Origin of the sequence: Burkholderia sp. Bp9015 (assembly GCF_003853505.1) — a bacterium.
Taxonomy (GTDB): Bacteria; Pseudomonadota; Gammaproteobacteria; order Burkholderiales; family Burkholderiaceae; genus Burkholderia.
In genome coordinates, this window is record NZ_QTPZ01000032.1 from 24,450 (window position 1) to 38,122 (window position 13,673).

General features: G+C 69.4%; 12 protein-coding genes. 7 read left to right on the forward strand and 5 right to left on the reverse strand.

Annotated elements, in window-relative coordinates; all coding sequences use genetic code 11:
- Positions 1-7 precede the first annotated feature (7 nt).
- Positions 8-943 (reverse strand): AraC family transcriptional regulator, encoded by a 936-nt coding sequence (locus DIE12_RS28220; RefSeq protein WP_044844116.1) that lies wholly within the window; start codon positions 941-943, stop codon positions 8-10.
- A gap of 133 nt (positions 944-1,076) precedes the next feature.
- Between DIE12_RS28220 and DIE12_RS28225 the strand changes: the two genes are divergently transcribed.
- The 3 genes from DIE12_RS28225 to DIE12_RS28235 all read left to right on the forward strand — a co-directional run bounded on the left by DIE12_RS28225 (position 1,077) and on the right by DIE12_RS28235 (position 3,342).
- The gene (locus tag DIE12_RS28225; RefSeq protein WP_044844117.1) at positions 1,077-1,967 is read left to right on the forward strand and encodes a DMT family transporter; all 891 of its coding nucleotides are present in this window, start codon (positions 1,077-1,079) and stop codon (positions 1,965-1,967) included.
- Positions 1,968-2,073: 106 nt separating this feature from the next.
- Complete coding sequence (locus tag DIE12_RS28230; protein ID WP_044844145.1) at positions 2,074-2,739, forward strand: hypothetical protein; 666 nt, start codon at positions 2,074-2,076, stop codon at positions 2,737-2,739.
- A gap of 9 nt (positions 2,740-2,748) precedes the next feature.
- Positions 2,749-3,342, forward strand: coding sequence for an RES family NAD+ phosphorylase (locus tag DIE12_RS28235; protein WP_124551399.1), 594 nt, complete (start codon positions 2,749-2,751; stop codon positions 3,340-3,342).
- Positions 3,343-3,369: 27 nt separating this feature from the next.
- Here the strand turns inward: DIE12_RS28235 and DIE12_RS28240 are convergent, their stop codons facing one another.
- A complete protein-coding gene (locus tag DIE12_RS28240) occupies positions 3,370-4,584 on the reverse strand; it encodes an MFS transporter (RefSeq protein WP_124551400.1) in 1,215 nt (404 codons plus the stop codon).
- Between the two features lie 348 nt (positions 4,585-4,932).
- On the opposite strand from DIE12_RS28240, the gene xdhA reads away from it, so the two are divergent.
- From xdhA to DIE12_RS28260, 4 genes are all read left to right on the forward strand, one after another.
- Positions 4,933-6,477: a xanthine dehydrogenase small subunit gene (gene xdhA, locus DIE12_RS28245; RefSeq protein ID WP_124551401.1), complete on the forward strand. Its 1,545-nt coding sequence runs from the start codon at positions 4,933-4,935 to the stop codon at positions 6,475-6,477.
- 18 nt (positions 6,478-6,495) lie between these two features.
- Positions 6,496-8,859, forward strand: coding sequence for a xanthine dehydrogenase molybdopterin binding subunit (xdhB, locus tag DIE12_RS28250; protein WP_124551402.1), 2,364 nt, complete (start codon positions 6,496-6,498; stop codon positions 8,857-8,859).
- A gap of 1 nt (position 8,860) precedes the next feature.
- Positions 8,861-9,478 carry a xanthine dehydrogenase accessory protein XdhC gene (gene xdhC / locus DIE12_RS28255; protein ID WP_124551403.1) on the forward strand — a complete coding sequence of 206 codons (618 nt, stop codon included), beginning with the start codon at positions 8,861-8,863 and terminating at the stop codon, positions 9,476-9,478.
- A gap of 97 nt (positions 9,479-9,575) precedes the next feature.
- Positions 9,576-9,977, forward strand: coding sequence for a polyketide cyclase (locus DIE12_RS28260; protein ID WP_044844123.1), 402 nt, complete (start codon positions 9,576-9,578; stop codon positions 9,975-9,977).
- A gap of 54 nt (positions 9,978-10,031) precedes the next feature.
- Here the strand turns inward: DIE12_RS28260 and DIE12_RS28265 are convergent, their stop codons facing one another.
- The 3 genes from DIE12_RS28265 to DIE12_RS28275 form a co-directional block, all read right to left on the reverse strand.
- Positions 10,032-10,979, reverse strand: a complete 948-nt coding sequence (locus DIE12_RS28265; protein WP_044844124.1) for a LysR family transcriptional regulator — start codon at positions 10,977-10,979, stop codon at positions 10,032-10,034.
- Positions 10,980-11,047: 68 nt separating this feature from the next.
- Complete coding sequence (locus DIE12_RS28270; RefSeq protein ID WP_044844125.1) at positions 11,048-11,686, reverse strand: 2-hydroxychromene-2-carboxylate isomerase; 639 nt, start codon at positions 11,684-11,686, stop codon at positions 11,048-11,050.
- Between the two features lie 107 nt (positions 11,687-11,793).
- The gene (locus DIE12_RS28275; RefSeq protein ID WP_124488726.1) at positions 11,794-13,245 is read right to left on the reverse strand and encodes a TAXI family TRAP transporter solute-binding subunit; all 1,452 of its coding nucleotides are present in this window, start codon (positions 13,243-13,245) and stop codon (positions 11,794-11,796) included.
- Positions 13,246-13,673: the final 428 nt, after the last annotated feature.

The following is a 13,673-nucleotide window of genomic DNA, read 5'->3' on the forward strand; positions in this document are numbered from 1 at the left end:
GCGGGGCTCAGCCGCCCTGCATCGCGCGCCGGTACGCGTTCGGCGTCGTGCCGTGCGCGTCGCGAAAGCGATGGCTGAAGTGGCCGGCGTTCGCGTAGCCGCATTCGGCCGCGACCTGCGCGAGCGGCAGCGCCGTCGTGCGCAGCAGCAGGCGCGCCCGCGCGAGCCGCTGCTCGGCCACCCACGCGTGCGGCGCGCGGCCGAACGACAGCCGGAACATCCGCGAGAAGTGATATTCGGACAGCGCGGCGACCTCCGCCAGTTCGCCGAGCGTCAGCGGCTGCGACAGGTAGCTGTCGATGTAGTCGCGCACGCGGCGGCGCACGGCCGGCGCGAGTCCGCCGCGGAACGGCACGTCGGTGCGCGTCGTGCTCTGGCCGCGCAGCAGCAGGCTCAATACGTCGTGCGCGGCTTCGTTCACGCGCAGCCGCCCGTCGGCATCGTCCCAGCGCTCCAGCGCGAGCGAACGGAACTGCGCCGCGACGCGCGCATCCTCGAAATAGGTGCGGTCGGCGAGCTTCAGCTCGCGCGGCTCGCGATCGAGTTCGCGGATCGCGCGCTGCGTGAAGTGCTCGGGCAGGAAGTACAGGTGGATGAAGTGCATCTCGCCGCGCACCCACCAGCGCGATTCATGGTCCCCCGGCAGCGTGCACAGCAGGCTCGGCGCGCCGTAGCGCGGCACGCGTTCGCGCTCCGTCCGGTAGCCGCCGTCGAGATAGCACGACAGCGTGTGGTGGCCCGGCTGTTCGTAGATCGTCTCGCTTTCGTCGGTGATGCGCGTCCATTCGGCGATCGCGAGATGATCGCCGAGCCACGTGAAGCGCTCGAGCGTCGCGTTCGCCTCGGCGAGCGTGCGGCACACCGACTGCAGGCCGAACGGCATCGCACCGCCGGCAAGGGCGGCGGCGTGATCGGCGGGCGGGGCGTACAGGGGCGGACTCATGGTGCGACGAGTATAAGCGCGCGCGCGGCGCGCCGTGCGGCCGCCCGAAAAAGACCGCAATTCCGGACAATCCGCGCGGGCGGGGCGGCGGCACAGTCTGAGTCCGTTTCACTCGTTTCGCTTCGTTGCCGCCATGAACCTGTCGCTTTATTTCGTCACCGTGCTGATCTGGGGCACCACCTGGATCGCGATCAAATGGCAGCTCGGCGCCGTGCCGCCGCCCGTGTCGATCGCGTGGCGCTTCTGGCTCGCGGCCGCCGTGCTGTTCGCGCTGCTGCGCGTGATGCGCCGGCCGGTGCGTCCGCCGCGCGAGGCGTGGCGCTACCTCGTCGCGCAGGGCTTCGCGTTGTTCTGCCTGAATTTCCTGTGCTTCTACTACTCGGAGCAGGTCGTGCCGAGCGGCCTCGTCGCGGTGATCTTCTCGACCGCGCCGCTCTTGAATTCGATCAACGGCCGGCTGTTCATGGGCCGCCCGCTGCGGCCGTCCGCGATTGCCGGCGCGCTGCTCGGGCTGACCGGCATCGCCTGCCTGTTCTGGCAGCAGATGGCCGGCCACCTCGACGATCACGCGACCTGGACGGGCCTCGCGATCGCGTTCGCGGGCACGATGTGCTTCTCGGCCGGCAACCTGCTGTCGAGCCGGATGCAATCGATGGGGCTGCATCCGCTCGCGACCAACGGCTGGGCGATGCTGATCGGCGCGGCGATCCTGACGGTCGGCAGTGCGGTGGCCGGGCTGCCGTTCATGATCGACCCGAGCCCGCGTTATCTCGGCGCGCTCGTCTATCTGGCCGTGCCGGGCTCGGTGATCGGGTTCACCGCGTACCTGACGCTCGTCGGGCGGATCGGGCCGGAGCGCGCGGCGTACTGCACGGTGCTGTTCCCGATCGTCGCGCTGGCCGTGTCGACGGTCTTCGAGGGCTACCAGTGGTCGCCGCTCGCGGTGATCGGGCTGCTGCTCGTGCTGGCCGGCAATCTCGTTGCGTTCGACCTGACGCGCCGGTTGTTCCTGCGCACGGCTTGACCGGGGCATTAGGCACTCTCCGGACATTGCGCGGAAAAGTTGACTTGGTTGACTTGATTTCAAATCGGGACTAGGCTTGATCCTCCGGTTGCATCAGGAGGTGATGATGGTCACGCACGCTCACGCGCTCGAAGGTTCCGCCGCGATTCTCGATATCGAGACCGAGGAGGCGCTGCGCAGCGCCGTCGGCGCGGCAACCATGCTCGGGCCGGATCGCGCCCGTGCGCTGCTCAGGCTGTCGGACGAGCAACTTGGGCACCTGTTCAAGGTAGGCATCGCGCAGGTCATCGATCTGGCCGGCACGATCACGTTCGGTATCGCGGCCGCAGCGACGCGCGACAGGAAGCCGTCCCGACGAAAGAAGGGGGAAGCGGCTACGCGCGCCGGTGTCGCCGTCGCCGATCTGGAGCGGCATGCGCAGGCCGAACGACACGCGCTGGTTGCCGACGGCACGCTGTTGCCGGCCGCGCAGATCTGGACAGGGCTCGGCATGACGCGGCAGGCGCTCAGCAAGGCGGTGGCGTCGGGGCGAATCTTTACGGTCGACGTCGGCGCCGCGCAGTACTACCCGGCGTTCTATCTGGCGGGCGACATCGATCGCAAGACGCTCGGGAAGGTGACTCAGCGTCTCGGAGCCTTGCCGGGATGGAGCAAATGGCAGTTCTTCACGACACCCAAGGCGTCACTCGGCAACGTCACGCCGCTGGTCGCGCTGTCGCGCGGGAAGCTTGACGAGGTCGAGCGTGCGGCCGCAGCGTTTGCGGGACGCTAGGAGGCGCTGGTGTTGACGGTGCCGGGGAAGCATTTCGCGAGCGCGACGCTCACGATCCGCGAGGTGGCGCCTGCGGCGCTGGTCCGGATCTCGCGATTCGCAACCGGCGAGCCGTACTTCGGCAAGTCCGGCGGCAACCGCTTCGTCGATCCGCGGCCGCGGCGGCGGTTCGGCACCAGCTATTTCGGTTTCGATCTGCATTGCGCATTCGCGGAGACGGTGCTGCACGACGAAGTCGCCGATCTGGTGCTGGGCGGTTTCCCGCTCGTCACGACCGAGCTCGATCGCTACGTGCTTTCATTCGACGGTGCGCCGTTGGCCGTGGCCGTCCTGCATGGCTTGCCGCTGAAGAACCTTGGCGGCGACGGTGCGTTGTCGACGATCGTGCCGTACGACGTTCCGCAGCAGTGGTCGCTGGCCGTCCACCGGCATCAGCGGCGGGTCGACGGGTTCCTGTACATGTCCCGCCATCTGAACACGTCGGAAGCCCTCGTGCTCTTCGATCGTGCCGAACCCAAGCTCTCGCTCCGGGACGCCGTTCCGTTCCGGCGTCATCCTCAAGCCGTCCGCGTGCTGCGCGACTTCAACGTGTTGCTGCGTTGAACGGCGTTGCGCGCGCGGCAGCACGACTCAAGCCGCCGCGCCGCTCCCGGCGAGCCGCGCCTGCCGCTGGTACAGCACCATCGACAGCGCGACGCCGGCCGCCGCGGCCACCGCCGCGAACAGGAACACCTGCGGATAGCCGAACGCGCCCGCCACATAGCCGGCGAGCGGGCCCGTGATGCCGAGCGACAGGTCGAGAAACACCGAATACGCGGACAGCGCCGCGCCGCGGCTCGCCGGCGGGACGAGCGCCACGGCCTCGACGCCGAGCGCCGGGAAGATCAGCGCGAAGCCGAAGCCGGTCAGCGCGGCGCCGACGAGCGCGACGTGCGGCACGGGCGCGAGCCACAGCAGCACGAGGCCCGAGCATTCGAACGCGAACGACACGATCGCGACGCGGAAGCCGCCGTGGGTCTTGATCGTGTTCGCGAACAGCAGCCGCGCGCCGATGAACAGCGTGCCGAACACGGTCAGCGACAGCGCGGCGTTCGGCCAATGGCGCGCTGCGTAGTACAGCGTGACGAAGGTCGCGATCGAGCCGAAGCCGGCCGAGCCGAGCGCGAGGCCGAGGCCGTGCGGCAGTACGCGCGTGAACACGCTCGCATACGACATCCGTTCGCCGTGCACGAGCGGCACGGAAGCGATCAGGCGCGCGAGATAGAAGCCGATCGCGGCGAGCGCGATCACGATCACGCCGATCAGCGCCGGATTCAGCGTGTGCGCGATCGCGACGCCGACCGGCGCGCCGAGCGCGAGCGCCCCGTAGGTCGCGATGCCGTTCCACGAGATCACCTTCGCGTTGTGCGCGACGCCGACCCGCCCGATGCCCCACAGGATCGCACCGGTGCCGCACAGGCTCTCGCCGACGCCGAGCACGAGCCGGCTCGCGACCAGCAGCACGAGGCTCGCGACCGGCCAGTGGGCCAGCAGCAGCGCGACGAGCAGCAGCACGCCCGACACGCCGCAGCCGATCAGCCCGCGCAGCACCGTCTGCTTCGGCCCGAGCGTATCGGCGAAGCGCCCGGCGAGCGGGCGCGACGCGAGCGTCGCGAAATACTGGACGCTGATCGCGCCGCCCGCGACGATCGCGGAAAAACCGAGGTCGTCATGGACGAAGCCCGGCAGCACCGCGAGCGGCAGGCCGATGGTCAGATAGCAGATGAACGTGAAACAGACGACGGACACGATTTGCAGCGTGACGGCAAACCCGCTGCGCGGCGGTGTGGCGGAATCGGTTGACATGGGGTCGGATCGAATGGACGAAACGGAGCGGAAAGCGGCGAAAAACGGAATCGGGATTTTCCCATGGAACCGGTTTTCACGCAGGTACCATTTAGTTAATCGCGACCCATTTTCATCATCGAAGAATGGCTGACGGGGCGCTGCGGGCAGGCCGGAACCCAGGCCGGGCAAGGCGCCCGACGCCTGCCGGGCGGCCGCGGCGCGCATATCGCGGCAGTTATATGGGCCCCATGCGTGATGGGCTATGGGTTGCGGAATTTGACGGTGATAGCGTGCAAACTGTCAGAGAAACGTCGGTCGAGCGCCCCGCGCAGGCCGCCTTGCCCCCACTGGAAGAACGATAGAGACATGAGTGAGCCGATCCGCTTCTACCATCGTCACGCGGTCCGCGAAGTCAGCGGCGCGGACGTCACCCGCACCGTGCTGCAGTACCTGCGCGAGGATGCGCATTGCACCGGCACCAAGGAAGGCTGCGCGGAAGGCGACTGCGGCGCGTGCACGGTCGTCGTCGGCGAACTGACCGACACGGGTACGGTCGCGTTCAAGGCCGTCAATGCCTGCATCCAGTTCCTGCCCACGCTCGACGGCAAGGCGCTGTTGACGGTGGAAGACCTGCGCCAGCCGGACGGTTCGCTGCATCCGGTGCAGCAGGCGATGGTCGATTGCCACGGCTCGCAATGCGGGTTCTGCACGCCCGGTTTCGTGATGTCGATGTGGGCGCTGTACGAGAAGCACGGCCACGAAGGCTGCGCCGGCACGTGCGCGAAGGCGAAGGACGTGCCGACGCGCACCGAGATCGCCGATGCGCTCACCGGCAACCTGTGCCGCTGCACCGGCTATCGCCCGATCGTCGATGCGGCCGTGCAGATGTTCGGTGCGCCGGCGCCGACGGCACCGGTCGATACGGCCGCGCTGGCCCGCACGCTCGCGTCGCTCAAGCGTGACGACACGTTCGACTACACGACGCTCGACGGCGCGCGCTTCGCCGCGCCGCGCACGCTCGACGCGCTGGCCGCGCTGAAGGTCGAGCGCCCGGATGCACGGCTGCTCGCCGGCAGCACCGACATCGGCCTGTGGGTCACCAAGCAGATGCGTCGCCTCGACGACCTGATCTACGTCGGCCAGATCGCCGAACTGCGGACCGTCGCGCACGGCGACGACTGGATCGAGATCGGCGCGGGCGTGACGGTCGAGGACGGCTATGCGGCACTCGCCGGCACGTATCCGGAACTGACCGAAATGTGGAAGCGCTTCGCGTCGCTGCCGATCCGCCACGCGGGGACGATCGGCGGCAACGTCGCGAACGGCTCGCCGATCGGCGATTCCATGCCGGGCCTGATCGCGCTCGGCGCGCGGGTCGTGCTGCGCGGCGGCGACACGGTGCGCGAGCTGCCGCTCGAGGCGCTCTACACGGGCTATCAGCAAAAGGACATGGCGCCGCACGAATTCGTCGTCGGCCTGAAGGTGCCGACCCGCACCGGCGCGCGCGCGAAGCTGCAGTTCCGCACCTACAAGCTGTCGAAGCGGTTCGACTCCGACATTTCGGCGGTGTGCGCGGCGTTCGCGTTCATCGCGGACGGCGAGCTGATCCGCGAGCCGCGCATCGCGTTCGGCGGGATGGCCGCGACACCGAAGCGCGCGACGCATACGGAGAGCCTGCTCGACGGCGCGCAGTGGCACGAAGCCACCGCGCAGGCCGCGATGCAGGCGCTCGAGCGCGACTACCAGCCGCTCACCGACATGCGTGCGACGAGCGCGTATCGCCTGGATACCGCGAAGAACCTGATGTACCGATTCTGGCTGGAGACGCGCCCGCACGACCCGCTGCCGCCGCAGGCGCTGAACGTGCGTGAAGTGGCCGCCGAAGTTGCCGACGACGCGGCGCGCGTCTGACGAGGGAGAACACCGAACATGAACCAGCAAGCAGAACCGTTCCTGAACACCCTCGACCCGCAGGCCGACGCCGCGCAGGTGCATGTCTCGCGCGCGCACGAATCCGCGCACCTGCACGTGAGCGGGCGCGCGACCTACACCGACGACATCCCGCTCGTCGCGGGCACGCTGCATGCGGCGCTCGGGTTGTCCGCGAAGCCGCACGCGAAGATCGTGTCGATGAACTTCGACGCGGTGCGCGCGACGCCCGGCGTGGTCGCCGTGTTCACGGCCGACGACATCCCCGGCGTCAACGATTGCGGCCCGATCATCCACGACGATCCGGTACTCGCCAAAGGCATCGTGCAGTTCGTCGGCCAGCCGATGTTCATCGTCGTCGCGACGTCGCACGAAACCGCGCGGCTCGCCGCGCGCCGCGCGCAGGTCGACTACGAGGAGCTGCCCGCGATCCTGACCGCGCAGGAAGCGCGGCAGGCCGAAACCTATGTGATCCCGCCGCTGAAACTCGCGCGCGGCGACGCGGCCGCGCGGCTCGCGGCCGCGCCGCATCGCGAGTCGGGCGAGATGCTGCTCGGCGGCCAGGAGCAGTTCTACCTGGAAGGGCAGATCGCGTACGCGGTGCCGAAGGACGACGACGGGATGCACGTGTACTGCTCGACGCAGCACCCGAGCGAGATGCAGCACCTCGTCGCGCACGTGCTCGGCGTCGCGTCGCACAACGTGCTGGTCGAATGCCGCCGGATGGGCGGCGGGTTCGGCGGCAAGGAATCGCAGTCGGGCCTGTTCGCATGCTGCGCGGCGCTCGCCGCGTGGAAGCTGCTGTGCCCGGTGAAGCTGCGTCCGGACCGCGACGACGACATGATGATCACCGGCAAGCGGCACGACTTCCATTACCGCTTCGACGTCGGCTACGACGACGACGGCCGCCTCGACGGCGTCGCGCTCGACATGACGTCGCGCTGCGGCTTCTCGGCGGACCTGTCGGGCCCGGTGATGACGCGCGCGGTGTGCCACTTCGACAACGCGTACTGGCTCGGCGACGTCGACATCGCCGGCTACTGCGGCAAGACCAACACGCAGTCGAACACCGCGTTCCGCGGCTTCGGCGGCCCGCAGGGCGCGTTCGCGATCGAATACATCCTCGACGACGTCGCGCGTGCGCTCGGCCGCGATCCGCTCGACGTGCGCTACGCGAACCTGTACGGCAAGACCGAGCGCAACGTGACGCCTTACGGGCAGACGGTCGAGGACAACGTGCTGCACGAACTGCTCGGCGAACTCGAGGCGACGAGCGACTACCGCGCGCGGCGCGCGGGCGTGCGCGAATTCAACGCACGCAACACGGTGCTGAAGAAGGGCATCGCGCTCACGCCGGTGAAGTTCGGCATCGCGTTCAACGTCACGCACTTCAACCAGGCCGGCGCGCTGGTGCACATCTACACCGACGGCTCGGTGCTCGTGAACCACGGCGGCACGGAGATGGGGCAGGGGCTCAACACGAAGGTCGCGCAGGTCGTCGCGCACGAGCTCGGCATCCGCTTCGGCCGGATCCGCGTGACGGCGACCGACACGAGCAAGGTCGCGAACACGTCCGCGACGGCCGCGTCGACGGGCTCCGACCTGAACGGCAAGGCCGCGCAGGATGCGGCGCGCCAGCTGCGCGAGCGCCTCGCGGCGTTCGCGGCGAAGCAGTTCGGCGACGGCAAGGTCGATGCGGCCGACGTGAAGTTCGGCAACGACTTCGTGTGGATCGGCGGCGCGAGCGTGCCGTTCGGCGAGGTGATCGCGAAGGCGTATCTCGCGCGCGTGCAGCTGTGGTCCGACGGCTTCTACGCGACGCCGAAGCTGTACTGGGATCAGTCGAAGCTGCAGGGCCGGCCGTTCTATTACTACTCGTACGGCGCGGCCGTGTCGGAGGTCGTGATCGACACGCTGACGGGCGAGATGCGCACGCTGCGCGTCGACGCGCTGCACGACGTGGGCGCATCGCTGAACCCCGCGCTCGACATCGGCCAGGTCGAAGGCGCGTTCATCCAGGGAATGGGCTGGCTCACGACCGAGGAGCTGTGGTGGAACAAGGGCGGCAAGCTGATGACGCATGCGCCGTCCACGTACAAGATCCCGACGGTCAACGACACGCCGCCCGAATTCAACGTGCGGCTGTTCCAGAACCGCAACGTGGAGGACAGCATCCATCGTTCGAAGGCCGTCGGCGAACCGCCGCTGCTGCTACCGTTCTCGGTGTTCTTCGCGGTGCGCGACGCGATTGCCGCGGTCGGCGACTACCGGGTGAACCCGCCGCTCGACGCGCCGGCCACCGGCGAGTCGATCCTGCGCGCGATCACTGCGGTGCGTGCTGCGCGCGCCGGTCAGGCAGGTTGAGATGAACGGGCCTGCACGTTCGCTTCGCACCGCGACGACCCCGGCATTCGCGCAGGGTACCGGCCAGCGCAACCGCGCGACCGGTACGTCCGCGCCGATGCACATCGTGCTGTTCGGCGCGGGGCACGTCGGCCATGCGCTCGTCACGCTGCTCGGCGCATTGCCGTGTGTCGTGCAGTGGGTCGATACGCGCGACGAGCTGTTCCCGGACGAATGTCCGCCGAACGTGCAGCCGGAGCCGACCGACATACCCGAGGCCGTCGTCGACGCGGCGCCGCCCGGCACGTACTTCCTCGTGATGACGCACAACCACGCGCTCGACTTCTCGCTCGCCGTGCAGATCATGCGGCGGCGCGACTTCGCGTACTTCGGGATGATCGGTTCGCGTACCAAGCGCGTGAAGTTCGAGCGCCGGCTCGCCGCGCGCGGCGTCGATCCGGCGCGGCTCGCCGAGATGGTGTGTCCGATCGGCGTCGCGGGCATCGTCGACAAGGCGCCCGGTGCGATCGCGGTGGCCGTCTGCGCGGAACTGCTGCAGGCCCGCTCGGGCATGCCGGTGGCCGATGCGAAGGCGGCCGCGGCGGGGCGCTTGCGCGACGACGCGCGCTGCGCACGGTAACGATCAGGGGCGGCACGCCCGACCCACGTCCGCGCGTTTTTGCCTACACTGCACGGATTGCGCGGCAGCGGGCCGCGCGTTCTTTCGTGCAGGCACCATGTCCGATCATCAGGTCTATCTCGATGCGCTCGATGCGAGCCTCGTCGTCATCGAGCGCTGGCTGTCCGGCGCCGATACTTCCCCCGCGGCGCTCGATGCGCTGCTCGCGCCTTTCTCCGCCGAATTCACGATGATCATGACCGACGGTCGCGCGTTCGACCGCGATGACACGCGCGCGCTGTTCGCGAAGCTCGGCGGCGCGAAGCCGGGGCTGCGCATCACACTGTCGGACATCCGCGTGCTCGCGGCAGACGCGTCGCATGCGGTGCTCACCTATCTTGAAGCGCAGCAGGCGGCGTCGGGCGAACTGCCCGCGCGTCGCGCGACCGCCGTGTTCGCGCGCGACGCGGCAGGCGTCGTGCGCTGGACCCATCTGCAGGAAACCTTCTGCACGGCCTGAGCGGCCGCGCCGCGTGATCGTGCGCGGGCGATTCCGCGCGGGTTCAGCGCCGCTTCAGCGCTTGCGGCCGCGTGCGGCCGTCAGCTCGTCGGATACGCTCTGCATCAGCGCACACAGCCACGCGATGTCGGTCGGGCGATCGGGGTGCGGGTGCGTGAGCAGGTAGCTCTTGATGCGCGGGAACGGCACGGGCGGCGCGACGACGACGAGCGGCAGCAGCTGCGCGTAGTGCGTCGCGAAGCGGCGCGTCGTCGTGAAGATCAGGTCCGACTGCAGCAGCACCTGCGGCACGATGCCGAAGTACGGCAGCGTCGTCACGATCCGTCGCGTGAGGCGGGCGCGGGCGAGGCCGATCTCGATCGCGTTGCGCTTGTCGCCGGTGTACGGCGTCGGCGCGACGTGCGCGGCCGACGCGTACGCTTCGCGCGTGAGCGGTTCGCGGGCGAGCGGATGCGCGTCGCGCATCAGGCACACGATCGTGTCGGAGAACAGGTCCTGGCGCGCGAACCGCGGGTCGGGCTTCGGCCAGTTGCCGATCACGAGATCGAGCGCGCCCGATTCGAGCGCCTCCGCGTGATCGAGCGCGGGATTCAATGAGTCGATTTCCAGATGCGCATGCGGCGCCGCGTCGCGAAAGCGCTCGATCAGCGTCGGCATGAAGAAATCGTTCAGGTAGTCGGGTGCGGCCACGCGGAACGTGCGCCGCGCGGACGATGGATCGAAGTCGCCGTGCGGCGTCGCGATGAAGTCGACCTCGCGCAGCGCGCGCGACGCGGCACCGAGCAGCGATGCGCCGTACTCGGTCGGCACCATCCCGGATTTGCCGCGCACGAGAATCGGGTCGTTCAGCGTCTCGCGCAGCTTGCGCAGCGCGGTGCTGATCGCGGGCTGGGTCTGGTTCAGGCGCAGCGCGGCCTGCGTGACGCTGCGCTCGAGCAGCAGCGTGCGCAATACGCGCACGAGCCAGATATCGAGCGAGGCGGTACGATCGTCGTCTTCCATCGGCGAGCGGTGTTCGGGAGAAGCGTAACCTTACCGCAGCCGCACGTTGCCGTGCGTGATACCGGCCATCACGTGCGCCCCTTCGGCAGCACGCTGATCCGCTTGACCTCGCGCGACTCGAGCCAGTTCGGCGTGCGCGCGCAGTACAGCACCATCGGCAGCGCGTCCTCGCCCCAGAACAGCTGCTGGTTCATCCAGAAGGTCGGTACGCCGAACACGCCGAGCGCGATCGCGTCGTCGGTGTTGCGGCGCAACTGCGCGCTCGTCTCCTCGAATTCGATCAGCTCGTCGCCATGCCCGACGCCGACGCGCTCGCACAGCGCCGCGAACCCGTCCGGCGTCGACGGATCGTTGCCGTCGTGCCAGATGAAGCGGAACATTTCGAGTACGGTCGCGATGTCGGCGCGCAGCGCGATCGCGAGGCGCAGCACCTTGTCGGAGTCGAACGGATGCGCGGGCGGCATCTTGAAGCGGATGCCGAGCTGTTCGGCGCGAAACAGCGCGTGGCGGTACGTGAACACGCGCTTGGCCGGCACGTCGGCGCTCGGGCGCTGCCCCCAGTGGCGCTGCAGGTCGGGCAGCGACACGGCGACGGGGTCGAACGGCACGTCGGGCCACTTGTCGTGCTGTTCGAGCAGCAGGTAGGAGAACGGCGACACGAAGTCGAAGAACCAGGCAGGCTGGGCAGTGTCGAGGCCGGTTGTCATGGCGATCTCCAGAGGGTGGGGCGTGCGCGCCTGGCGGCGGCCTTCATGTTACGTTGCGGCGCGCGGATGCAACCGCGCGGATGCAGCAATGATCGCGGATCGGCCGCTCATGCGGAACCGGGAGTCGCCCGGGGGGGCTCGCCGGCCGGCGCCGCCGCGCCGCCGCGCGCCGCTGCACGGCCGCCGGCGCCGGGTGTGCCCGGCGTGCCCGATGCGACGTCGTGATCGTGCGCGGTGAGCCGCTCGCGCACGAAGCCGATGTGCTCGCGCAGCACGTAGAACTGCCCCGCGTACGCAAGCGGCATCTTCATCCGGTTCACGGCTTCCTCGATATCGTCGAGTTCGTCGAGCAGCTGGACGCGCTCTTCGGCCGTATGCTCGCCGAGCGCGCGGCGCTCGAGCGCGATCAGCGCGCCGTACCAGCGGTAGATGCGCGAACGCACGCGCCAGCCGTACAGCGACGGCACCAGCCGCAACCCGGGGATCAGCACGACGATCAGCGGCACCACGACGACGAGCAGCCGGTCGACGAGACTCGCGACCCAGAACGGCAGCCGCCGGTACAGGAACGACTTGCCCGACTTGTAATAGCGCCCCGCGTCGTCGGACAGCGGGAAGCCGCGCGTGACGGCCGACGGGAATTCGCCCGCGTGCTGCAGGATCGTCGCGTGGCCGTGCACTTCGCGCGCGGCCTCGATCAGCAGGTCGGACAGCGCGGGGTGCAGCGTATCGCGCGCGACCAGCTCGATCGTCGGCGCGACCGTGTGGATGTCGGCGGGCGGCAGGTTGAGGCCGAGATCGTAGACGCCCATCGGCAGCGTGATCGCGGTCAGGTACGGAAAGCGCCGCGCGTAGGCCTCGGCTTGCGTGAACGAGTACACGTGCACGCCGGGCGCGCGGAACAGCTTCGCCATCACCGGGATCTGCGTCGAGTCGCCGGACAGGAACGCGGCGTCGATCTTGCCGTCGAGCAGCGCGGCCGCGGCGTCCTCGCCGGCGGTCGGCAGCAGCTCGGTCGAGCCGCCCGGCACGATGCCGTTCATCTTCAGCAGCGCGAGGCTCAATTCGCGCGCGCCGCTGCCTTCCGCGCCGAGCGCGAGCCGCTTGCCCTTGAAGTCGGACAGGCGCGCGACCACCGGCCCGCGGTACATGATCGCGAGCGGCACGTAGCCGATGCTGCCGAGCGAGACCAGGTGTTCGTCGCGCTCCTTCGGGCCGATGCCGCTCTGCACGAATCCGACGTCGACCGGCGCGTCCGGATTCGACAGCCGCGCGAGGTTCTGCGCGGATCCTTCGGACGACTGGACGTCGAGCGTGACGCCGTTCTTCGCGAGGATCGCCTTGTATTTCTGCGCGGCGTTCCAGTAGGTGCTACCGGGCGGGCCGGACGAAATCACGAGCGTGGACGGCGGCGCCGGCTGGATCAGCTTGACCGCGAACCAGACCGCCGCGACCGCGAGCAGCACGGTGGGGCCGATCGACAGCGCGAGGTCGCGCCACGACACCGCGACGAAGCGGGCGAGGATGCGGCGGGGCGGGCGGGGGCGGGCTGGCTTCATGGAGTCGGCGGATGACACGGGCGTGACGCATCGATGACGGCCGTCGCGGACAAGACATGCGATGCGCGTTCTGGCGGCGATGGTACCCGGTTTCGCCCGGCGTGCGCGAGTCCGGCGCCGTCGCGCGGCGGCGGACACGGGCGCGCGCGGGCGGATGGCGGGCGGTCACGCGTCAAAAGCTTTGCGCTTCGGCTGGCGCTGGATTACATTGTGCGACGCAGCCGCGCCCGATTCGCGCACGACCCGGCACGTTATGAGACCGGGCGCGCCCGGCCGGCGGCTGTCCGGCCCGGCCGGCCCGCATTCGCGCGCGCCGGCCGCCGGCCCGTGTCGCCTCTCTCGCATCGCCGTGGAAATCATCGGCCGTCCCGCCCGTTCGCGCGCGGGCCGGCTGCCTTTGGGGGTATCCGGCCGTACTGTGCACGGCC